This is a genomic window from Ramlibacter pinisoli, from assembly GCF_009758015.1.
Lineage (GTDB): Bacteria > Pseudomonadota > Gammaproteobacteria > Burkholderiales > Burkholderiaceae_C > Ramlibacter > Ramlibacter pinisoli.
Map to the genome: position 1 here is coordinate 245,165 of NZ_WSEL01000003.1, position 20,087 is coordinate 265,251.

19 protein-coding genes and 1 tRNA gene are annotated in these 20,087 nt (G+C 67.5%); 6 read left to right on the forward strand and 14 right to left on the reverse strand.

Going from position 1 to position 20,087, the window contains the following annotated elements:
* Positions 1–39: 39 nt before the first annotated feature.
* Together GON04_RS02325 and GON04_RS02330 are read left to right on the forward strand one after the other, a co-directional pair.
* Positions 40–1,092 carry a TRAP transporter substrate-binding protein gene (locus tag GON04_RS02325; RefSeq protein ID WP_157396397.1) on the forward strand — a complete coding sequence of 351 codons (1,053 nt, stop codon included), beginning with the start codon at positions 40–42 and terminating at the stop codon, positions 1,090–1,092.
* A 62-nt stretch (positions 1,093–1,154) separates the two neighbouring features.
* Positions 1,155–1,703: an NUDIX hydrolase gene (locus GON04_RS02330; protein ID WP_157396398.1), complete on the forward strand. Its 549-nt coding sequence runs from the start codon at positions 1,155–1,157 to the stop codon at positions 1,701–1,703.
* Here the strand turns inward: GON04_RS02330 and GON04_RS02335 are convergent.
* The 12 genes from GON04_RS02335 to aceA all read right to left on the reverse strand — a co-directional run bounded on the left by GON04_RS02335 (position 1,696) and on the right by aceA (position 14,242).
* A complete protein-coding gene (locus GON04_RS02335; RefSeq protein WP_181653845.1) occupies positions 1,696–3,648 on the reverse strand; it encodes a protein kinase domain-containing protein in 1,953 nt (650 codons plus the stop codon). The two genes, GON04_RS02330 and GON04_RS02335, sit on opposite strands and share 8 nt — an antisense overlap.
* 18 nt (positions 3,649–3,666) lie before the next feature.
* Positions 3,667–4,557, reverse strand: coding sequence for an adenylate/guanylate cyclase domain-containing protein (locus tag GON04_RS02340; RefSeq protein WP_157396399.1), 891 nt, complete (start codon positions 4,555–4,557; stop codon positions 3,667–3,669).
* A gap of 87 nt (positions 4,558–4,644) precedes the next feature.
* A tRNA-Pro gene (locus GON04_RS02345) sits at positions 4,645–4,721 on the reverse strand.
* Positions 4,722–4,744: 23 nt separating this feature from the next.
* Complete coding sequence (locus GON04_RS02350) at positions 4,745–5,194, reverse strand: MerR family transcriptional regulator (RefSeq protein ID WP_181653846.1); 450 nt, start codon at positions 5,192–5,194, stop codon at positions 4,745–4,747.
* 91 nt (positions 5,195–5,285) lie between these two features.
* On the reverse strand, positions 5,286–5,624 hold the full coding sequence (locus GON04_RS02355) for an integration host factor subunit alpha (RefSeq protein WP_157398299.1): 339 nt from the start codon (positions 5,622–5,624) through the stop codon (positions 5,286–5,288).
* 41 nt (positions 5,625–5,665) lie between these two features.
* Positions 5,666–8,083: a phenylalanine--tRNA ligase subunit beta gene (gene pheT, locus GON04_RS02360; RefSeq protein ID WP_157396401.1), complete on the reverse strand. Its 2,418-nt coding sequence runs from the start codon at positions 8,081–8,083 to the stop codon at positions 5,666–5,668.
* Between the two features lie 18 nt (positions 8,084–8,101).
* Positions 8,102–9,157, reverse strand: a complete 1,056-nt coding sequence (pheS, locus tag GON04_RS02365) for a phenylalanine--tRNA ligase subunit alpha (RefSeq protein ID WP_157396402.1) — start codon at positions 9,155–9,157, stop codon at positions 8,102–8,104.
* A gap of 91 nt (positions 9,158–9,248) precedes the next feature.
* Positions 9,249–9,608 (reverse strand): 50S ribosomal protein L20, encoded by a 360-nt coding sequence (rplT, locus tag GON04_RS02370; protein ID WP_157396403.1) that lies wholly within the window; start codon positions 9,606–9,608, stop codon positions 9,249–9,251.
* A gap of 18 nt (positions 9,609–9,626) precedes the next feature.
* Positions 9,627–9,830: a 50S ribosomal protein L35 gene (rpmI, locus tag GON04_RS02375; protein WP_157396404.1), complete on the reverse strand. Its 204-nt coding sequence runs from the start codon at positions 9,828–9,830 to the stop codon at positions 9,627–9,629.
* A 193-nt stretch (positions 9,831–10,023) separates the two neighbouring features.
* Positions 10,024–10,626, reverse strand: coding sequence for a translation initiation factor IF-3 (gene infC / locus GON04_RS02380; protein ID WP_181654026.1), 603 nt, complete (start codon positions 10,624–10,626; stop codon positions 10,024–10,026).
* 89 nt (positions 10,627–10,715) lie between these two features.
* Positions 10,716–12,623 carry a threonine--tRNA ligase gene (gene thrS / locus GON04_RS02385; RefSeq protein ID WP_157396405.1) on the reverse strand — a complete coding sequence of 636 codons (1,908 nt, stop codon included), beginning with the start codon at positions 12,621–12,623 and terminating at the stop codon, positions 10,716–10,718.
* Between the two features lie 293 nt (positions 12,624–12,916).
* Entirely contained in the window at positions 12,917–14,242 is a 1,326-nt protein-coding gene (gene aceA / locus GON04_RS02390; protein WP_157396406.1) for an isocitrate lyase, read from the reverse strand.
* 322 nt (positions 14,243–14,564) lie between these two features.
* Here aceA and GON04_RS02395 point away from each other — a divergent pair, with 322 nt between their 5' ends.
* Entirely contained in the window at positions 14,565–15,461 is an 897-nt protein-coding gene (locus GON04_RS02395) for a DMT family transporter (protein WP_157396407.1), read from the forward strand.
* Between the two features lie 12 nt (positions 15,462–15,473).
* On the opposite strand, the gene GON04_RS02400 is transcribed toward GON04_RS02395, so the two are convergent.
* Positions 15,474–15,968 (reverse strand): Lrp/AsnC family transcriptional regulator, encoded by a 495-nt coding sequence (locus tag GON04_RS02400; protein WP_157396408.1) that lies wholly within the window; start codon positions 15,966–15,968, stop codon positions 15,474–15,476.
* A gap of 89 nt (positions 15,969–16,057) precedes the next feature.
* On the opposite strand from GON04_RS02400, the gene yedA reads away from it, so the two are divergent.
* Together yedA and GON04_RS02410 are read left to right on the forward strand one after the other, a co-directional pair.
* Positions 16,058–16,960: a drug/metabolite exporter YedA gene (gene yedA / locus GON04_RS02405; RefSeq protein ID WP_157396409.1), complete on the forward strand. Its 903-nt coding sequence runs from the start codon at positions 16,058–16,060 to the stop codon at positions 16,958–16,960.
* Positions 16,961–17,097: 137 nt separating this feature from the next.
* Positions 17,098–17,544: an SWIB/MDM2 domain-containing protein gene (locus GON04_RS02410; protein ID WP_157398301.1), complete on the forward strand. Its 447-nt coding sequence runs from the start codon at positions 17,098–17,100 to the stop codon at positions 17,542–17,544.
* Between the two features lie 76 nt (positions 17,545–17,620).
* Here the strand turns inward: GON04_RS02410 and GON04_RS02415 are convergent, their stop codons facing one another.
* A complete protein-coding gene (locus GON04_RS02415; RefSeq protein ID WP_157396410.1) occupies positions 17,621–19,324 on the reverse strand; it encodes a thiamine pyrophosphate-binding protein in 1,704 nt (567 codons plus the stop codon).
* A 38-nt stretch (positions 19,325–19,362) separates the two neighbouring features.
* Between GON04_RS02415 and GON04_RS02420 the strand changes: the two genes are divergently transcribed.
* A complete protein-coding gene (locus tag GON04_RS02420; RefSeq protein WP_157396411.1) occupies positions 19,363–20,025 on the forward strand; it encodes a TetR/AcrR family transcriptional regulator in 663 nt (220 codons plus the stop codon).
* The last annotated feature ends 62 nt before the right edge of the window (positions 20,026–20,087 follow it).

Here is a 20,087-nt window from a genome sequence, read left to right on the forward strand (position 1 = left end):
CCGCGTTAAGGTCCCACGACCCACGTTTTGGAGCCCCCCATGATCCAGCGCCGCACCCTCCTGAAGACCTCCGCTGCAGCGGCCCTGGCCGCGCCCGCCCTGAGCGGCCTGGCGCAACAGGGCGTCACGCTCAAGTTCCACACCTTCATGGCCCCGCAGTCCAACGTCTGGTTGAACATGCACAAGGCCTGGATGGACAAGGTCGAGAAGGATTCGGGCAGCCGCATCAAGTTCGAGGCCTACCCCGCCATGCAGCTGGGCGGCACGCCGGTGCAGCTGTACGACCAGGCGCGCGACGGGGTGGTCGACATCATCTGGACCCTGCCCGGCAACACCGCCGGCCGCTTCCCGCGCGTGGAGGTGTTCGAACTGCCGTTCATGATGTCCAACGCCGAAGCCACGTCCAAGGCGTACTGGGAGTACGTGCAGACCATGGCCCCGGACGAATTCAAGGACACGCAGGTCATCGCCCTGCACGTCCATGGCCCGGGCGTCATCCACACCGCCGAGAAGGCGGTGAAGAACGTCGGCGACATGCGCGGCCTGAAGATGCGCGCCCCCACCCGCCAGGTCACCAAGCTGATGGGCGCGCTGGGCGCCACCCCGGTGGGCATGCCGCTGCCGCAGATCCCCGACGCGCTGTCCAAGGGCACCATCCAGGGCTGCGTCATCCCTTGGGAGGTGGTGCCGTCGGTGAAGGTGCACGAGCTCACCAAGTTCCACGCCGAATTCGATCCGGCGGGCGGCTCGCTCTACACCACGACGTTCGTCATGGCGATGAACAAGAACAAGTACAACGCGCTGCCGCCGGACCTGAAGAAGGTGATCGACGCCAATTCGGGCCTGGCCACCTCCGCCTGGCTGGGCAAGGTGCAGCAGAACGGCGACGTGGCCGGCCGCAAGGCCGCTGCCGACCGCGGCAACAACATCTTCAACGTCAGCGCCACGGAAGCGCAGGAGTTCCGCCGCCGCTCGCGCCAGATCGAGGTCGAGTGGGTCGAGGACATGAACAAGCGCGGCTTCGACGGCCGCAAGCTGCTGGAGACGGCCCGCTCGCTGATCGACAAGCACACCAAGGGCACCAAGGCCTGAGGGGCCCTTCCATCTGGCCGAGGGCTCCCCGGGTGGGAGCCCTTGCTGTTTACACTCGGTCCATGCCCTTTCGCACGCCGATCAAGCACTGCCGCAACTGCGGGAAGGACGTGGTCTACCGGGTCCCCGACGACGGCGACACGCGCGAGCGCGCGGTGTGCCCGGCCTGCGGGACCATCCACTACGAGAACCCCCTGAACGTGGTGGGCACCGTGCCCTACCTGGGCGACAAGGTGCTGCTGTGCAAGCGCAACATCGAACCGCGCTGGGGCAAGTGGACCTTGCCTGCGGGCTTCATGGAGCTCGGCGAGACCACGATCGAGGGAGCCGAGCGCGAAACCGACGAGGAAGCCGGGGCCCAGGTCGAGATGGGCGGCCTGCTCACCGTCGTGAGCGTGCCCCTGGTCGGGCAGGTGCACCTGTTCTACCTGGCGCGCCTGCTGAGCGACCGGTTCGAACCGGGGCACGAGACGCTGGAAGCCCGCCTGTTCGGCGAAGACGAGATCCCGTGGGACGAGATCGCGTTCAAGACCGTGCGCGAGACCTTGCTGCGCTACTTCGAGGATCGGCGCCGCGGCACGTTCGCGGTGCACAACCTCTCGGTCACCTAGTCTGCTGGGCCCTCTCGGCCTCGACCTGGTGTTGCCGCTGCTCCTCGCGTAGCCGGACGCAGAACGGATAGGCGCCGTACTCCGGCTTGCCGCACTCCGTGTGCAGGCACAGTGGCTTGGCCAGGAAGGTGCGGTCCTTGCAGGTTTCCATCGGCGACGCCAGGCGGGCGGCGGCTGCCGTGGCCGTCGGCTTCTCCTCGCGCTGCGCGACGACGGGCTCGGTTCTGGCAGCCGATGCGGCCGATGCCGGAGCGCCGGCGGCCGCCGGCACCGTGGGCTTCTGGCCAGCCGGTTGGGAGGAAGCGGAGGCCTTGCGTGCGCTGGCCGACGCGGCCGGCCTGGCGGCCGAGGCGGCCGCCAGTGCAGCGGACGCGGTCAGTGCCGGCCTGGAAGTGCCGGCACTCGCGGCGGCCACCGCAACGGACGCCCCGGGCGCCGGCTGTGCCGATGCCGGTGCGGCAGCAACGATGCTGTCCTGCGAAGGGGCACCGGCCACCGGCGTGGCGGCGCCTGGCCGCAGGGCGAACCACCCCGCGGCGACCACCACGGTGGCCAGGCCGACGCCGGCAATTGCAGCCATCGGGACCTTCCTGCGCGCCACCAGCGGCACGGTCGGCTCCGGCGCCCGCCGCGCGGCAGGGGCCGGCGTGGCCGCACCGAGGGCCGGCGTCGCCGGCACCGGCGAAGGCGCGGCAGTCGGTGCTGTCGGCGTCGGCGCGGGCACTGCCACGGCGGGCGGCACGGTGCCGCGCGTGAAGGGAACCGTCGGATCGCGGGTGAGTTCGTCGTCCTGGGCGGCCGACGCCACTGGTGCCGTCGGCGAGCCGGTCAAGGTGCCGCCCGGTGGCCGCGTCGTGCCTTGCAGCATGGTCAGGTCGGGATCGGGCTCGGCGCCCAGCCGCAGCAGGCGTCGGCGCGCCAGGTCGGCATAGATGCCTTGCGGGAAGCGGGCCAGGAAACCTTCGAGCTCCTTGGTGTCGACCGTGTCGCGCACCGACCGCCAGTACTCGAGTTCGAGTTCCTGGTTGATGCCGCCCGGCAGGCTGGGCAACGGCGCGATCGGAGCCGTCGTGGTGTGCAAGCCCGGCAACGTGCGGCCGGGCTGTGTGGCCAGCCCCACCACGGCGATGCCGAAAGCGGCCTGGAGCGCGGCGGAAAACTCCCCGGCCGTCTGGTAGCGCTCGTCACGGTTCTTGGCCAGTCCCCGCAGCAGGACCTCGTCGGCGCCGGGTGGCAGCGCTGGCTGGATCGACGAGGGCAAGGCCGGGGCCTGTCCGATGATCTGGTGGATGATGGTGAAGTCGTTGTCACCCTCGAACGGCCGCACGCCCGTGAGCAGCTGGTAGGCCACGACGCCGGCCGAGAACAGGTCGGCGCGGGTGTCGACCTTCAGCCCCTGCACCTGCTCGGGCGCCATGTACTTCAGCGTGCCGATCATGCTGCCCTGGGTGCGCGTGGCCTCCCCCGAGATGCGGGCCACGCCGAAGTCGGTGAGCTTGACCCGGCCGTCTGCCTCGATCAGCAGGTTGGCCGGCTTGATGTCCCGGTGGACGACGCCCTGCCGGTGCGCGAAGTCGAGTGCCGCCAGCAGGTCGCAGGTGAGCTGGAGGGCCTGCTCGGGCGTGGGCTTCAGCCCGCGGTCCAGGTGGTGCTTGAGGTCTTCGCCCTGGATGAACTCCATGACCAGGAACGCGGTGTCGCCGTGCCGGTCGCTGTCGTAGACGGTGACGATGTTCGGGTGCTGCAACCGCGCGGCGGAACGGGCCTCGATGCGGAACCGGGCTTCGTACTCGGCGGCGGCGTCGGGCCCGAGGTCGTCGACCATGATGGTCTTGATGGCGACGCGGCGATCGAGATTCGGATCGCGGCCTTCGTACACAACGCCCATCGCCCCCTTGCCGAGGACACGGAGCAACTCGTAGCGACCCAGCTTCTTGTACTGCACTCGGAGGCGGCCCGTCGATCAGGAGGTGACGCTGAACTCGATCTGCGGGGCGCTCTCGGCGTCGCGGTCGCAGCCGAGGATGATGGTGCCCCGGCCGACCAGGTAGCACTCGGAGCGGCGCAGCACGATGGGCGCGCCCTGCCCGCCCACGTAGACCCAGGTGCCGAAGCTGGACTGGTCGTTCAGGATGAAGTGGCCGCCGCGCCATTCGACCGTGGCATGCAGCCGGGACACCCGGGCGTCGTTGACCGACAGCGCAGCGGTGGTGGCCCGCCCCACGGTGACGGGCGCGCCGCGCGGGCCCAACTGCAGGGTGCGGCCGGGCGCGGTGAGTTCGAGCTGGGCCTCGGCGGTGGGCCTGAACATCGAACTGCCCATCATCGTGGCGTCGACGTCCCGCTCGGGCAGCCATTGCACGCGGAACACCTCGGTGGCCTCGGACTTGCCGCGCAGGTACATGGGGCCGATGCTGCGCAGTTGCACCTGCTGCCCGGGCGCGAGCGCATCGCGCACGCGATGCGTGGCCAGGATCTGGTCGGCGCCGGCCAGGTCGGCCAGTCGGGCAGCGCAGTTGACAGCATCGCCGTAGCAGTCGCCCTGGATCTCGACCACCTCGCCCGACTCCACGCCCATCTGCATCTGCACCGGATTGCCGGTGCCGTCCGGGTAGACCGGCGTGTCCTTCAGGCGCTGGAGGATGCCGATGCAGGCCGCGATGGCATCGGATTCGCGGGGGAACGTGACGAAGAGGCCGTCGCCCAGAAGCTTGACGACCCGGCCGTTGTGCTGCTCGAAGCTGCGCGACAGGGCCGTGGTCAGCTGCGTCACGAAGCGGCCGGCCGTCTCGTCACCGAGCCGTTCGAAGATGCCGGTGCTTCCGACCAGGTCAGCAAATACCACGGTGGCCATTCGGCGCGATTGTATGCGCCTGGCTGAGCTGGAACAAAGAAGCCGGCGCAACGTGAGTTGCGCCGGCTTGGCCCATGGCTGGATTGTTGGTCGGCGTGGCGGGATTCGAACTCGCGACCCCTTGCACCCCATGCAAGTGCGCTACCAGGCTGCGCTACACGCCGAGCCCACAATTATAGCCTGCAGATCAGTGACTGGCCGACAGCAGTTCGCGAATCTCGAACAACTCGCGGCGCACGAGCAGCAGCTGCTCGGACATCTCGCTGGCCTCGGGGGACGGCGTGCTGTCCTCGAAGTCGTCCATCGTCGAATCCTCGACCTCGATGACCTCCACGCCCTCGAGCATGACTTCGCCGGCGCGGCGCTTGTCGCGCTCGAGCTGCACCAGTTCCTGCAGCTTGTTGCGCGCGCCGCTGATGGTGAAGCCCTGGTCGTACAGCAGGTCCCGGATGCGCCGGATCATCAGCACCTCGTGGTGCTGGTAGTAGCGCCGGTTGCCGCGCCGCTTCATCGGGCGCAGCTGCGTGAACTCCTGCTCCCAATACCGCAGCACGTGCGGCTTGACGCCGCACAGGTCACTGACCTCACCGATGGTGAAGTAGCGCTTGGCCGGGATGGATGGGAGAGGTTTCTCCACTGAAATCAATGTCGTAGGAGAGGAAGCTGCTAGGTTACTCTAAGACAGTCGCAGGCGCAAAGCGGGCGCGCCCGGGGCCGCACGCTGCTCGTCAGGCTGCAGATGAATCCGCGCCGCCGTTGCCCTGGATCTGTTCCTTGAGCTTGTGGCTGGCGTGGAAGGTGACCACGCGGCGCGCCTGGATGGGAATGGCTTCGCCGGTGCGGGGGTTGCGACCCGGCCGGGGTGCCTTGGTGCGGATCTGGAAATTGCCGAAGCCCGAGATCTTCACGTCCTGGCCTTCGACCAGGCTGCCGGCGATGAGGTCGAAGAAGGCGTCGATCATGTCCTTCGACTCGCGCTTGTTCAACCCGATCTGCTCGAACAGCAGTTCCGCCAGTTGCGCCTTGGTCAGCGCCGGCGTCTCCAGGCTTTCCACCGTGAACTCCATCGCCGCCCCGTCCTTGTTCGTGGTTGTGAGCACCGCCCCTCCTAGCTCCTGAGCCGGCCGCCGACCTGCCGGACGACGTTGTCGACGACGGCTGTCACGGCCGCCTCGATCTGGTCGTCGGTCAGTGTCGCGTCGGGGCTGGCGAGCGTCAAGCGCACAGCCATGCTTTTCTCGTCCTGGCCCATGCCCGCGACCGGCTGCTTCGGCTTGTAGACGTCGAACAGCAACACGTCGCGCAGCAAGCCCGCGGTGTCAGCGTCGCGAATGGCGTCCACCAGTTGCGAGTGCGTGACCGCGTCAGCCACGATCAGGGCCAGGTCACGTTCGGCCGGCTGGAACCGCGGCACCGGCACGAACGCCGGCACCTGCCGCTCGACCACCGCGTCGAGATCCAGTTCGAAGAGCACCGGGGCGTGCGGGAACTCCCAGCCCTGGCGCCAGCGCGGGTGCAGCTCACCCACCACCCCCACCTCGCGGCCATCCAGCAGGATGCGGGCGCAGCGGCCGGGATGCAGCGCCGGGTGCTCGGCCGCCTCGAACGTGGCCGTGCGAGGCGCGAGCAGCGCCTCCACATCGCCCTTGGCATCGAAGAAATCGGCGCCCGACGTCTTGCGAGCCCACTGCAGGCCATCGGGCTCGCCGTAAGCGAGCCCGGCGACCCGCATCGGCTGCCGGACACCACGGACGGTGGCGTCGGTGGTCTGGACCGACGCGTCGCGCATGAACACGCGCCCCAGTTCGAAGACCCGCACGCGCTCGGCCTTGCGATCCAGGTTGAACTTGAGCACGTGCAGCAGCGAGCCGACCAGCGAGGAGCGCATCACACCCATCTGGCTGGCGATGGGGTTGAGCAGGCGGATGGGATCGGCGTTGCCGGCCAGATCCTTCTCCCAGCGTTCCTCGACGAAGCTGAAGTTGATGGTCTCCTGGTAGCCGAGCCCGGCGAGCAGGCGGCGCACGGCGAACCGCGAGCGGCGCGATTCGGGCGGCAGCATGGCCGTGATGGGCGCGAGCGGCGCGGTCGTCGGCAGGTTCTCGTAGCCGATGATGCGCGCCACCTCCTCGACCAGATCCTCCTCGATGGCCAGGTCGAAGCGGTAGGCCGGCGGCGTGACGGTGATCACGTCGCCCGCGGCCTGCGCGGGCAGGCCCAGCCGGCGGAACGCCTCCAGGCACTGCGCCGCGTCGATGGGCATCCCGATGATCCTGGAGGCCCGTGCCACGCGCAGCGAAACCGGCTTCTGCTCCGGCATGCGAAGAACCTGGTCGTCCATGGGACCGGCCTCGCCACCGCAGATGTCGAGGATCAACCGGGTGATTCGGTCGATGTGCTCCACCGTCAGGCTGGGATCGACCCCGCGCTCGAAGCGGTGCCCCGCGTCGGTGGAGAAGTTGTAGCGACGCGAACGGCCCTGCACCGCCTGCGGCCACCAGAAGGCGGCCTCGACGTAGACGTGGCGGGTGTCGTCGGACACTGCCGTCGCGTCCCCTCCCATGATGCCGGCAAGCGACTCCACCTGGTCGCCGTCGGCAATGACGCCGACCTTCTCGTCGACCGTGATCGTGGTACCGTTCAGCAGCTTGAGCTGTTCGCCGGGTCGACCCCAGCGCACGTCCAGTCCGCCGCGGATCTTGTCCCGGTCGAAGATGTGCGAGGGCCGGCCGAACTCGAACATCACGTAGTTCGAGATGTCGACCAGCGCGGTGACGCTGCGCTGGCCGCAACGGGCCAGGCGGTCGACCATCCATTGCGGCGTGGCGGCCTTGGTGTTCACGTTGCGCACGACCCGGCCGGAGAACCGGCCGCACAGGTCCGGGGCGGTGACGGTCACCTTCAGCTTCTCGTCGTGGACGGGGGGCACGGCCGGATACGCCGGCACCTGCAGGGGCGCGCCCGTCAGCGCCGAGAGTTCGCGCGCGACGCCGTACACGCTGAGTGCGTGCGCCAGGTTGGGCGTGAGCTTGAGGGTGAACACATGGTCGTCGAGCTGCAGGACCTCGCGCACGTCGCGCCCCAGCGGCGAATCGGCCGGCAGCTCCAGCAGGCCGCCGTGGTCGTCGCTCAGCTTCAGCTCACGCGCCGAGCACAGCATGCCCTGGCTCTCCACGCCGCGCAGCTTGCCCAGCCGGATCAGGAACGGCTTGCCGTCGTCTCCCGGCGGCAGCTCGGCACCGACCAGCGCACACGGCACGCGGATGCCGGGGCGCGCGTTCGGCGCGCCGCAGACGATGTTCAGGAGGTCACCCTGCCCCACGTCGACCTGGCACACGCGCAGGCGATCGGCGTTCGGATGCTGGACGGCTTCCTTGATCTCGCCCACCACGATCTTGCTGAAGGGTGGCGCCACGGGGCGGAGGTCTTCCACCTCCAGGCCGCCCATGGTGAGCACGTCAGCGATCTGTTGGGTGGACAGCGGCGGGTTGCAGAACTCGCGCAGCCAGGACTCGGGAAATTGCATGGTTGTCGGGGCGTGCGTTTAGCGGAACTGGCGCAGGAAGCGGATGTCGCCGTCGAAGAACAGGCGCAGGTCGTTGACGCCGTAGCGCAGCATGGTCAGGCGGTCCGGGCCCATGCCGAAGGCGAACCCGATGTAGCGCTCGGGGTCCAGGCCCATGTTGCGCACCACGGCCGGATGCACCTGGCCGGAGCCGGCCACCTCGAGCCAGCGGCCCGCGAGCGGACCCGACTGGAACTGGATGTCGATCTCGGCGCTGGGTTCGGTAAACGGGAAGAAGCTGGGCCGGAAGCGCAGCTTCAGGTCGTCGCTCTCGAAGAACGTGCGGCAGAAGTCGGTGAAGACGACCTTGAGGTCCTTGAAGCTCACGTTCTCGCCCAGCCACAGGCCTTCGCACTGGTGGAACATCGGCGAGTGGGTGGCATCGCTGTCCACGCGGTACGTGCGCCCTGGTGCAATGACGCGGATCTCGGGCATCGGCTGCCCGGCCTTCACCGCTTGGGCGAACTTCTTGATGTGCTGGTGGGCGTACCGCACCTGCATCGGGCTCGTGTGCGGCCGCAGGTTGTAGGGAATGCCGTCCTCGCCCTGGATGTCGACGTAGAACGTGTCCTGCATCGAGCGCGCCGGGTGGTTGGGCGGGTTGTTCAGCGACGTGAAGCTGTGCCAGTCGCTCTCGACCTCGGGGCCGTCGGCGACATCGAAGCCCATGCTGGCGAAGATCAGCTCGATGCGCTCGAGCGTCAGGCTGACGGGATGCAGCCCGCCCGGCTCGCGCACGCGGCCCGGCAGCGAGACGTCGAGCGCCTCGGCCTGCAGTTGCAGCGCGAGTTCGGCATCGGCCAGTTGCTGCCGCCGCTCGGTGAGGGCAGCCTCGATCGCCTGCTTGGCGACGTTGATCGCCGCGCCACGGGTCTTCTTCTCCTCGACGGGCAGCGCGCCCAGGCCCTTCATCAGCTCGGTGATGCGGCCGGCCTTGCCGGTGAACTGCGCCTTCGCGTTCTCGAGGTCCGCCGGCGTGGGGGCGCCGGAAAAGGCGCGACGCGCGGCATCGACGATGGAATCCAGATCGGTCATAGACGAAAAAAACAGGGGCTAGTGCGTTGCCCTAGCCCCTGTCCTTGAGGTTACCTCTGATGGGCGGGCACCACAGGCGCCCACCTTGAACTCAAGCAGCCAGCTTGGCCTTGACCTGCTCCACGATGCCGGCAAAAGCGGCCTTGTCGTGCACGGCGATGTCGGCGAGGACCTTGCGGTCGATCTCGATGCCGGCCTTGCGGATGCCGTTGGCGAACTGGCTGTACGTCAGGCCGCACTCACGGGCCGCCGCGTTGATACGGGCGATCCAGAGCTGGCGGAAGACGCGCTTCTTGGCGCGGCGGTCGCGGTAGGCGTACTGGCCCGCCTTCATCACCGCTTCCTTGGCGATGCGGAAGACGTTGCCGCGGCGGCCGCGGAAGCCCTTGGCGAGGGCGAGAACCTTCTTGTGGCGGGCGCGAGCCGTTACACCACGTTTGACGCGAGGCATGTGTGTTCTCCTTCTTCGTCAGATGCCGGCGAACGGCAGCATTTGCGCCATGTGGCCCATGTTGGTCTCGTGGACCGCCACGGCACCGCGCAGGTGGCGCTTGTTCTTGGTGGACTTCTTGGTCAGGATGTGACGCTTGAAGGCCTGGCCGCGCTTGACGGTGCCGCCGGGACGGACGCGGAAGCGCTTCTTGGCTCCGCTCTTGGTCTTCATCTTGGGCATGTGCATGCTCCTTTTCTGCTTGTGCTCGTGAGGCGCCGCGAATCCTTCGCGTCTTGATGGCCCCGAGCCACTTGTGCGGCGAGTCTTGAGCTCGCCACTTGTTGCGGTACGCCGCAGCGCACCGCGGAAAGGCCGAAGCCCTTCCATCGCCGGTCCGCACCGGCGACCAACCTGTACGGACCTGGAACTCCTCTTACGCTGTCGCCGCTCCCGCGGCTTCGGCGGCGGGCTTCGCCTGCGCGGCACCCGTCTTCTTGCGGCTCGGCGCGATCATCATGATCATCTGCCGACCCTCGAGCTTGGGGAACTGCTCCACCAGGATGGTGTCGCCCAGCTCGTCGCGGATGCGCTGCAGCAGCGCCATCCCGATCTCCTGGTGCGTGATCTCGCGGCCGCGGAAACGGAGCGTGATCTTGCACTTGTCACCCTCGGCAAGAAAGCGCTTGATGTTGCGCATCTTGATGTTGTAGTCACCGTCGTCGGTGCCAGGGCGGAACTTGATTTCCTTGATCTCGATGACCGTCTGCTTCGACTTCGCTTCGGCGGCCTTCTTCTGTTCCTGGTACTTGAACTTGCCGTAGTCCATCAACCGGCACACGGGCGGGTTGGCGGTCGCGGCAATCTCGACCAGATCCACATCCAGCTCGCCTGCCATGCGCAGCGCCTCCTGGAGGCTCACGATGCCCAAGGGCTCGTTGTCGGGTCCGGACAACCGGACTTCCGGGGCCATGATTTCCCGGTTCAGGCGGTGCTTGCGTTCCTCGCGGTGGCGGCGGTCGCGAAAGTCAGTAGCGATGGTCTCGTTCCTTCAAATCTGAATAGCTACGAAAAACGTAGCAAAACCGCTTCAGTGCGCGCGGGCTGCAGCCTTTCCTTCAGTGAAGATCAGCTTTTGCTGGCGATGTCCTGGGCCATCCTCTGGGAGAACGCCTCTAGGGGCATCGCGCCGAGGTCCTTGTTCCCCCGGGCGCGCACTGCAACGGCACCTGCCGCCTTCTCCTTGTCGCCTACGACCAGGATGTAAGGCAGCTTCTGCAGCGAATGCTCGCGTATTTTATACGTAATTTTCTCGTTGCGCAGATCGAGCTCGACCCTAAGCCCTTGATTTTGCAGAGCTTTGGCAACGTCACGGGCGTAATCGGCCTGTCCGTCCGTGATGTTCAGCACGGCCACCTGCACCGGCGCCAGCCACGACGGGAGCGCGCCGGCATGGTGTTCGACCAGCATACCGATGAAACGCTCCAGGCTGCCGACGATGGCGCGATGCAGCATCACGGGGTGGGCACGCCCGCTGGTCTCCGTGACGTATTCCGCACCCAGCCGCTCGGCCGTGTTGAAGTCGACCTGCATGGTGCCGCACTGCCACTGCCGGCCCAGCGCGTCCTTCAGCGTGTATTCGATCTTCGGGCCGTAGAAGGCGCCGTCGCCGGGCGACACCACGAAGTCGACGCCGGAGCGCCGCAGCGCCTCCATGCAGGCGTGTTCAGCCTTGTCCCACAAGGCATCCGAGCCCACCCGGTTGTCCGGGCGCGTGGCCACCTTGTAGAGGATGTCGGTGAAGCCGAAGTCCTGGTAGACCTGCTGCAGCTTGGTCGTGTACGCCACGCATTCCTCGAGGATCTGGTCCTCGGTCACGAAGGCATGGCCGTCGTCCTGGGTAAACCCGCGCACGCGCATGATGCCGTGCAGGGCGCCGGACGGCTCGTTGCGATGGCACTGGCCGAACTCGCCGTACCGCAGCGGCAGGTCGCGGTAGCTGCGCAGCTGCGACTTGAAGATCAGGACGTGCCCCGGGCAGTTCATCGGCTTGAGCGCGTAGTCACGCTTCTCGCTCTCCGTCGTGAACATGTTCTCGCGGTAGTTCTGCCAGTGACCGGTCTTCTCCCACAGGCTGCGGTCCAGGATCTGGGGCCCCTTGACCTCCTGGTACCCGGTGTCCTTGTAGACCTGCCGCATGTACTGTTCGACCGCCTGCCAGACCGACCAGCCCTTGGGATGCCAGAACACCACGCCGGGCGCCACGTCGTCGATGTGGTACAGGTCCAGCTCCCGCCCGAGCTTGCGGTGGTCGCGCTTCTCGGCCTCTTCCAGCATCGTCAGGTACTGCTGGAGTTCGTCCTTGGTCGCCCAGGCGGTGCCGTAGACCCGCTGCAGCATCTCGTTGCGATGGTCGCCGCGCCAGTAGGCGCCGGCCACCTTCATCAGCTTGAAATGCCGAAGTTTGCCGGTGCTGGGCACGTGGGGCCCGCGGCACAGGTCCTCGAAGCCACCCTCGCGGTACAGCGACACGTCTTCGTTCGCCGGGATGCTGGCGATGATCTCGGCCTTGTACTGCTCGCCGATGCCCTTGAAATACTCGACGGCCTCGTCGCGCGGCAGCACGCGGCGGCTGACGGGCTCGTCCTTCGCGGCGAGCTCCCCCATGCGCTTCTCGATGGCCGCCAGGTCCTCGGGCGTGAACGGGCGCTTGTACGAGAAGTCGTAGTAGAAGCCGTTCTCGATCACCGGCCCGATCGTCACCTGCGCTTCGGGGAACAGCTCCTTGACGGCGTAGGCGAGCAGGTGCGCCGTCGAATGGCGGATCACCTCCAGGCCGTCCGCATCCTTGGCCGTGACGATGGCCACCGACGCGTCGCGGTCGACCGTGTGCGACGTGTCGACGACCTTCCCGTCCACCTTGCCGGCCAGCGCCGCCTTGGCGAGCCCCGCCCCGATGGACGCGGCGATGTCGGCCACCGTCACGGGGCCTGGATAGTCACGGCGCGAGCCGTCGGGAAGCGTGATGTGGATCATGGTGGCAATTTCCAGCGGGACAAACGAAAAGCGCGGCCTGTAGCCGCGCTCTTGCCGGAGAACTGGTCAGTCCTGGGTCGCGCGACTACCCGGCCACTACAGGGCCGTGGTTCCTTCCGGAGTAGTTCGCGGTGTCATAACCGATGCTGCCTTTCTCGCCCTTGTGGATCTCGAATCGGCTCGATTCTAACCCCGCCGCGGCGAATCCGCCCCCCTTGCCCTCGGCCGCCGTCGGGGCGCCCGGACACAAAAAACCGGGCCGCGAGGGGCCCGGTCGTCGGCAAGTCCCGCGGTCAGGCGGCCTTGCGTTCCTCGAAGAACTGCTCGTCCTCGGTCGACCCCTTGAGCGCCGCCGTGGACGCATTGGCCTCGATGGTCGTGGTGACGGCATCGAAGTAGCCCGTGCCCACCTCGCGCTGGTGCTTGACGGCCGTGAAGCCCTTGTCGGCCGCCGCGAACTCCTTCTGCTGCAGCTCGACGAAGGCGCTCATGTTGTTGCGGGCGTAGCCGTGGGCCAGCTCGAACATCGAGTAGTTCAGGCTGTGGAAGCCCGCCAGGGTGATGAACTGGAACTTGTAGCCCATGGCGCCCAACTCCTTCTGGAACCTGGCGATCGTGGCGTCGTCGAGGTTCTTCTTCCAGTTGAACGAGGGCGAGCAGTTGTAGGCCAGCAGCTTGCCCGGGAACTTCGCGTGGATCGCGTCCGCGAAGTCCTTGGCGAACTTCAGGTCCGGCGTGCCCGTCTCGCACCAGATCAGGTCCACGTACTCGGCATAGGCCAGGCCGCGGCTGACGGCCTGGTCGAAGCCCTTGCGGGTGCGGTAGAAGCCCTCGACGGTGCGCTCGCCGGTGCAGAACGGCAGGTCGATCGGATCGACGTCGCTGGTCACCAGGTCGGCGGCCTCGGCATCGGTGCGGGCCAGCAGGATGGTGGGCACGCCCATCACGTCGGCGGCCAAGCGGGCCGCCACCAGCTTGGCCACCGCTTCGCGGGTGGGCACCAGCACCTTGCCGCCCATGTGGCCGCACTTCTTCACCGAGGCGAGCTGGTCCTCGAAGTGCACGCCGGCGGCGCCCGCCTCGATCATGGCCTTCATCAGCTCGAAGGCATTCAGCACGCCACCGAAACCTGCCTCGGCGTCGGCGACGATGGGCGCGAAGTAGTCGACATAGCCCTCGTCGCCGGGCCCCTTGCCTTCGCTCCACTGGATCTGGTCGGCGCGCTGGAAGGTGTTGTTGATCTTCTTGACCACCTTGGGCACCGAGTCCACCGCGTACAGCGACTGGTCGGGGTACATCTCGCCGGTGCTGTTGGCATCGCCGGCAACCTGCCATCCCGACAGGTAGATGCCCTTCAGGCCGGCCTTGACCTGCTGCATGGCCTGGTTGCCCGTCAAGGCACCCAGGGTGTTCACGAAGGGCTCCGTGTTCAGCAGCGTCCAGAGCTTGTCGGCGCCGCGGTGAGCCAGCGTGTGCTCGATGGCCAGCGAGCCGCGCAGGCGCACGACGTCGGCGGCGCTGTAGCCGCGCTTGATGCCCTTCCAGCGCGGGTTCTCCGCCCAGTCACGTTCCAGTTCGGCGATCTGCTGTTCGCGGCTGAGGTGGGTCCAGTGGGTCATCGCATTCACTCCGTTGGTTGATTGAACCGGCCGACGCAGCGGGGCGTCGTTGCGATGACTTTAAGTCTTCTAGAAGACTTCGCGGAGATCTTGTATCTTATAGAAGACTAAATATTTTTCCCTTATCTTTCAACCACTTAATCTCTAGATTTCGCAATGCGGCGAGCGGTCTCTCATATCGAGAAAAAATGACGCGACGCAGCATTCGCTCTTTTCGCGATATGAAAGACGATCGCACGCCCGTGAAACCGGCAGGAGCGCTCGCGGTCGACCGGGAACTGCCAGCCGCTGGGGCAAGATGCGCGCTTTTGCGGCTCGCCCGATGTCCCCTCGTCCCGTCGCCTGCGCCTGCCTGGCCCTCAGCATGGCGCTCGTCGGCAGTTACGTCGCCCTGTCCAAGCCGCTCGTCGCGGCGCTGCCGGTCTTCCTCCTGGCCTGGCTGCGCTTCGCCATCGGCGGCCTGGCGATGGTGCACTGGGTCCGCAAGCCGGCCGACGAAGCAGCCCTCAGCCGGTCGACCCGCCGGCTCGTCTTCCTCGAATCCCTGCTCGGTAACTTCCTCTTCACCATCTGCATGCTGTACGGCGTCAGCATGACCAGTGCCGTGTCGGCGGGCGTGATCATGGCGTCCATCCCCGCCGTGGTCGCCATCCTGAGCTGGACCTTCCTTGGCGAGCGGATCCCGGAGCGCGTCTGGGGCGCGGTGGCGTGCGCCGTGGCCGGCATCGGCCTGCTGGCGCTGGGCAAGGAGGACACAGGCGACTCGTCCGATGCCGTCCTCGGCAACCTGCTGGTCGTCGGCGCAGTGCTCTGCGAGGCCTCCTATGCGGTCATCGGCAAGAAGCTGACGGGCGCGCTGGGCCCGAGGCGCATCACGTCCCTGGTGAACCTGTGGGGGCTGGCGCTGATGACGCCGCTGGGGCTTTACCAGGCCTGGGGATTCGATTTCGGCGCCATCCGCCCGGGAACCTGGCTGCTCCTGCTGTTCTATTCGCTGGCGGCCAGCGTCTGGAGCGTCTGGTTGTGGATGACCGGCCTGCGGCACGTGCCGGCGGCCCTGGGTGGGGTGTTCACGGTGATGCTGCCGGTGACGGCGGCGCTGGTGGGCGTCGTCGCCCTGGGCGAACCGTTCGGTCCGCGCCAGGCAGTCGCATTCGGCCTGGCCCTGGCCGGTGTGCTGCTGGCCACCCTGCGCAAGCGCTCCGCCGCCGCGCCCTGACCACAGCCAACCTCAGCGTCCCGTCACTTTCCGGATCGCCGGCTTGATGTTCTCGCGCCGGGCCGGCAGCACCGCCGCGTTCTCGCGCGGCATGTTCAGCACTATGCTGGTCGAGGTCTCGGTCAGGAGGCAGAACTTCGTGACCACGGCGTCGAGGTGCTCGACGTCGATGACCGCGATCTCCAGGATCCAGCTGTCCTCGCCCGTGACATTGAAGGCGTTGATGACCTCCGGCGTCTGCTCGATCAGCTTCACCACCCGGGCGTACTCCACCCGCCCCACCCGCACGACCGCCCGGATCCCGTAGCCGAGGCGGCCGTGGTCGACCACCGCGCGGTAGCCCTTGATGACCCCCTGCAGCTCCAGCTTGCGAACGCGCTCGGTGACTGCGGGCTGCGACAGGTGGACGCGGCGGCCGAGTTCGGCCATCGAGATGCGCGCGTCCTGCTGCAACTCGGCCAGGATGCGGCTGTCGTAGGCGTCGAAACTGGATTCTTCTGTCGCCATGGCTTCCAACCTTTCTTTTCAAGGCACCTTCGATTTGTGGCCTTGGATTGTCCATGGAATGTGGCGATCCGGCGATCTAGCATCGCAACATGCGAACCGCCACCATCGGCGCCGGCCCGCGGCCCGGCCACCTGCTCGTCCCCGCCCTGCTCGCCTGCTACCTCGTCTGGGGTTCGACCTACCTGGCCATCCGGCTGGCCCTCGAGAGCTTCCCGCCCTTCTTCCAGATGGGCACCCGCTTCCTGGCGGCGGGCGGCCTGCTGCTCGCCTGGTCCGCCGGCCGGGGCGGTGCGTGGCCGACTGCGGCGCAGTGGCGCAATGCGGCCATCGTCGGCACGTTGATGCTCGGGCTGGGCATGGGCCTGACGGCCACGGCGGAGCAGTCCGTGGGGTCGGGCCTGGTCGCCGCCTTCATTGCCGTCGTGCCGGTCCTGGTGTGCCTGTGGGGGCTGCTGGTCGGCCAGAGGCCGCGGCGACTCGAATTGGCCGGCATGGCGGTCGGCCTGGCGGGCGTCCTGCTGCTGCTGCGCGGTGCCAGCTTCGGCGGCTCCCCGGCGGCCATCGGGTGCATGGCGGCCGCCACACTGGCCTGGTCGCTTGGCTCCGTCCTCTCGGCAACGCGCCTTCCGCTGGCCCCCGGCGCGGCCGGCTTTGCGAGCGAAATGTTGTGCGGCGGCGCGGCGTTGATGCTGGTTTCTCTCGTGCTGGGTGAGCAGCCGCAATGGCCGCCGCAGACGCACGCCGCGCTCGCCTGGCTGTACCTCGTGGGGGCCGGATCGCTCGTGGCGTTCAGCGCCTACCTATACCTTCTGGGCCACGCGCCGCCCGCCCTGGCGACCAGCTATGCGTTCGTGAACCCAGTCATCGCGCTCCTGCTGGGTGTGGGATTCGCCGGCGAGAACGTCAGCGGCGCCGAGTGGGCCGCCTGCGCCGTGATCCTGGGTGGCGTGATGCTGATCCTGCGAGGGAAGGTGGAGGCCAAGTCGGCTTGAAAAAAAACGACAGCCTCCAGTGAAAAACGCCTTTTTCCCCTTGGAAGCCCGCTTTTTCTCCCTTAGCATCCGCTCTGCCAGTGGGTCTCGAGATTTTTCCATTGGTGAACACTCAACTTCTAGAAGGAAATCAAGTCATGGCAACTGCAAAGAAAGCTGCGGCAAAAAAGGCGCCCGCCAAGAAGGCTGCCCCCGCGAAGAAGGCTGCGGTCAAGAAGGCCCCGGCGAAGAAGGCGGCAGCACCGGCGAAGAAGGCCGCTGCCAAGAAGGCTGCTCCGGCTAAGAAGGCCGCTCCGGCGAAGAAGGCCGCCGTGAAGAAGGCCCCCGCCAAGAAGCGCACCCCCAATGCGGCGTTCATGAAGGCGCTGACCCCGAGCCCGCAACTGGCCGCCGTCGTCGGCTCCGCCCCGCTGCCCCGCACCGAAGTGGTCAGCAAGCTGTGGGCTTACATCAAGAAGAACAAGCTGCAGGACTCCGTGAACAAGCGCATGGTCAATGCCGACGCGAAGCTCAAGGACATCTTCGGCAAGTCGCAAGTCTCGATGTTCGAGATGGCCGGCCTGATCGGCAAGCATGTGAAGTAACTGGCTACCGCCAGCAATGAAAAAGGGCCGCGCAAGCGGCCCTTTTTTCTTGTACGCCGCGCCCGCGGCCGCCGCGTCAGCCGCGCCGCAGGGCGGCGTCCCGGATGGCGCTGAGCGTGCCACGCGTCGTGATCACCTCCGGATCCAGCATCACCTCGATCAGGGTGCCCTGGGGCCGCTCCAGGGCGGCCACGAACTCCGGCTCGAACTCGGCTGTCTTCGTGATGCGCACTCCCGCGTAGCCGTAGGCACGGGCCAGGCCCACGAAGTCGGGGTTGGCCAGCTGCGTGCCATGCACGTGCTGCGGGTAGTCGCGCTCCTGGTGCATGCGGATGGTGCCGAACATGCCGTTGTTCAACAGCACGATGATGCTCTTGCCCCCGAATTGCGCCGCGGTGGCCAGTTCCTGGCCATTCATGAGGAAGTCGCCGTCGCCCGCGATCGTGAACGCGGTCCGCCCGGTCAGCAGGTTCGCGGCGATGCCGGCCGGCACCCCGTAGCCCATCGCGCCCACGGTGGGCGCCAGCTGCGTCTTGTGGCCCTTGGCCAGTCCGTTGTGGCGGAAGAAGCGGTGCACCCAGCTGGCGAAGTTGCCGGCGCCGTTGGTGAGGACCGCGTCCGCCGGCAGGCGCTTCTGCAGCACGGCCACGATGGCCGGCATGTCGATTCCGCCCGGTAGCGCCTGCGGCACCAGGTTGGCCTCGTAGTCGGCATGCACGCCCTCGCTCCAGGCCTGCCAGGGCACTTCCGGCGGCGCGGTCAGCACCTCCAGCGACCGGGCGGCCGCGTTCATGGTGGCATTGATCGCCAGGTCGGCCTGGTAGACGCGGTGCAGTTCCTCGGCGCTCGCATGGATGTGCACCAACTTCTGCGTGGGCCGCGGCGCCTTCAGCAGCGTGTAGCCGCCGGTCGTCATCTCGCCCAGGCGCGGCCCGATGGCCAGCACCAGGTCGCTCTCGCGGATGCGCGCCGCCAGCTTCGGGTTGATCCCGATGCCGACGTCGCCGGCATACAGCGGATGGTGGTTGTCGAAGGTGTCCTGGAACCGGAACGCGTTGCCCACCGGCAGCCTCCAGTTCTCGGCGAAGCGCTGCAGGGCCTGCGCCGCCTGGGGCGTCCAGCCGCCGCCGCCGGCGATGACGATCGGCCGCTGCGCCGCCAGCAGCATCTCGCGCAGGCGGCGCAGGGAACCGGGATCGCTCCACGCCTCGGCGGGCTCCACGCGGGCCAGCGGCGACGCACTGGTGGTCTTGGCCAGCATGTCCTCCGGCAGCACGAGGACGACGGGGCCAGGCCGGCCGTTCATCGCCGTCGCGAAGGCGCGCGCGATGTACTCGGGAATGCGATCCGCCTCGTCGATGCGCTCGACCCGCTTGGCCATGCCCTTGGTGCTGGGACCGAAGAAGCTGGTGTATTCGACTTCCTGGAACGCCTCGCGGTCGCGCTGGTCGGAGGCGACGTCGCCGACGAACAGCACCATCGGCGTGGAGTCCTGGAATGCGGTGTGGACGCCGATCGAGGCGTTGGTCGCGCCGGGCCCCCGGGTCACCAAGCAGACGCCAGGCCGGCCGGTGAGCTTGCCCGCTGCCTCGGCCATGAATGCCGCCCCGCCCTCCTGCCGGTTGATGACGAACCGGATGGCGTCCTGGTGGTGGTGGAAGCCGTCGAGGACGGCCAGGAAGCTTTCGCCGGGAACGCCGAATGCATGCGTCACGCCTTGCGCGACGAGGCACTCGACAATCAGGTGGCCAGCGAGGACGGGGGTGCGTTCAGATGCCATCGGCTTGACTGGATTAACCAGAAGGTGAATTATTTGCCATGACCCGAAGCACGACGCGTGAGGCCACGCCTGCCCCGGAGGAGCGCCTGCGCGATGCCGACCGCTCCCAGAACACCATCTTAGCGGCGGCCCGGGACGAATTCGCCGAGTACGGCCTGGGCGGCGCGCGCATGGACCGCATCGCCGAGCGCGCGGCGCTGAACAAGCGCCTGATCTACTACTACTTCGAGGACAAGGAGACCCTGTTCCAGGCCGTCCTCGAGCAGTCGTACCGCGACATCCGCGAGGCCGAGCAGCAGCTGAACCTCCTGGAGCTGGCGCCCGCCGACGCCCTGCGGCGGCTGGTCGAATTCACCTGGGCCTACTACCTCGAGCACCCCGAGTTCCTCACCCTGCTGAACAGCGCCAACCTGCACAAGGCGCGCCACCTGCAGGAGTCGCGCAAGGCACGCGAGCTGAACTCTCCGTTGATCGAGATGCTGGCCGGCATCCTGGAGCGGGGCCGGCGCGACGGCACGTTCCGCGGCGGCGTCGACCCGATGCAGCTCTACATCTCCATCGCGGGCCTGTCGTACTTCTACCTGTCGAACAACCACACGCTGTCGGCCATCTTCGGCCGCGACCTGCTCTCCGCCAAGGCCCGGCAGGAACGGCTCACGCACATGTGCGACGTGATCCTCGGGTATGTCCTGAGGAACTGAAGCGCAAGGCCCGAGCCGCAGCGCTTGCCACGGCCGCCCGTCTCCCTATAATTCACCAAACA

Excerpts from the sequence above, each read along its gene's own strand:
- GON04_RS02325 (WP_157396397.1), top strand. The coding sequence starts at position 40 with ATGATCCAGCGCCGCACCCTCCTGAAGACCTCCGCTGCAGCGGCCCTG.
- GON04_RS02330 (WP_157396398.1), top strand. The coding sequence starts at position 1,155 with ATGCCCTTTCGCACGCCGATCAAGCACTGCCGCAACTGCGGGAAGGAC.
- GON04_RS02340 (WP_157396399.1), bottom strand. The coding sequence starts at position 4,557 with ATGGCCACCGTGGTATTTGCTGACCTGGTCGGAAGCACCGGCATCTTC.
- GON04_RS02355 (WP_157398299.1), bottom strand. The coding sequence starts at position 5,624 with ATGGAGTTCACGGTGGAAAGCCTGGAGACGCCGGCGCTGACCAAGGCG.
- pheT (WP_157396401.1), bottom strand. The coding sequence starts at position 8,083 with ATGCAATTTCCCGAGTCCTGGCTGCGCGAGTTCTGCAACCCGCCGCTG.
- pheS (WP_157396402.1), bottom strand. The coding sequence starts at position 9,157 with ATGACCGATCTGGATTCCATCGTCGATGCCGCGCGTCGCGCCTTTTCC.
- rplT (WP_157396403.1), bottom strand. The coding sequence starts at position 9,608 with ATGCCTCGCGTCAAACGTGGTGTAACGGCTCGCGCCCGCCACAAGAAG.
- rpmI (WP_157396404.1), bottom strand. The coding sequence starts at position 9,830 with ATGCCCAAGATGAAGACCAAGAGCGGAGCCAAGAAGCGCTTCCGCGTC.
- thrS (WP_157396405.1), bottom strand. The coding sequence starts at position 12,623 with ATGATCCACATCACGCTTCCCGACGGCTCGCGCCGTGACTATCCAGGC.
- aceA (WP_157396406.1), bottom strand. The coding sequence starts at position 14,242 with ATGACCCACTGGACCCACCTCAGCCGCGAACAGCAGATCGCCGAACTG.
- GON04_RS02395 (WP_157396407.1), top strand. The coding sequence starts at position 14,565 with ATGTCCCCTCGTCCCGTCGCCTGCGCCTGCCTGGCCCTCAGCATGGCG.
- GON04_RS02400 (WP_157396408.1), bottom strand. The coding sequence starts at position 15,968 with ATGGCGACAGAAGAATCCAGTTTCGACGCCTACGACAGCCGCATCCTG.
- yedA (WP_157396409.1), top strand. The coding sequence starts at position 16,058 with ATGCGAACCGCCACCATCGGCGCCGGCCCGCGGCCCGGCCACCTGCTC.
- GON04_RS02410 (WP_157398301.1), top strand. The coding sequence starts at position 17,098 with ATGGCAACTGCAAAGAAAGCTGCGGCAAAAAAGGCGCCCGCCAAGAAG.
- GON04_RS02415 (WP_157396410.1), bottom strand. The coding sequence starts at position 19,324 with ATGGCATCTGAACGCACCCCCGTCCTCGCTGGCCACCTGATTGTCGAG.
- GON04_RS02420 (WP_157396411.1), top strand. The coding sequence starts at position 19,363 with ATGACCCGAAGCACGACGCGTGAGGCCACGCCTGCCCCGGAGGAGCGC.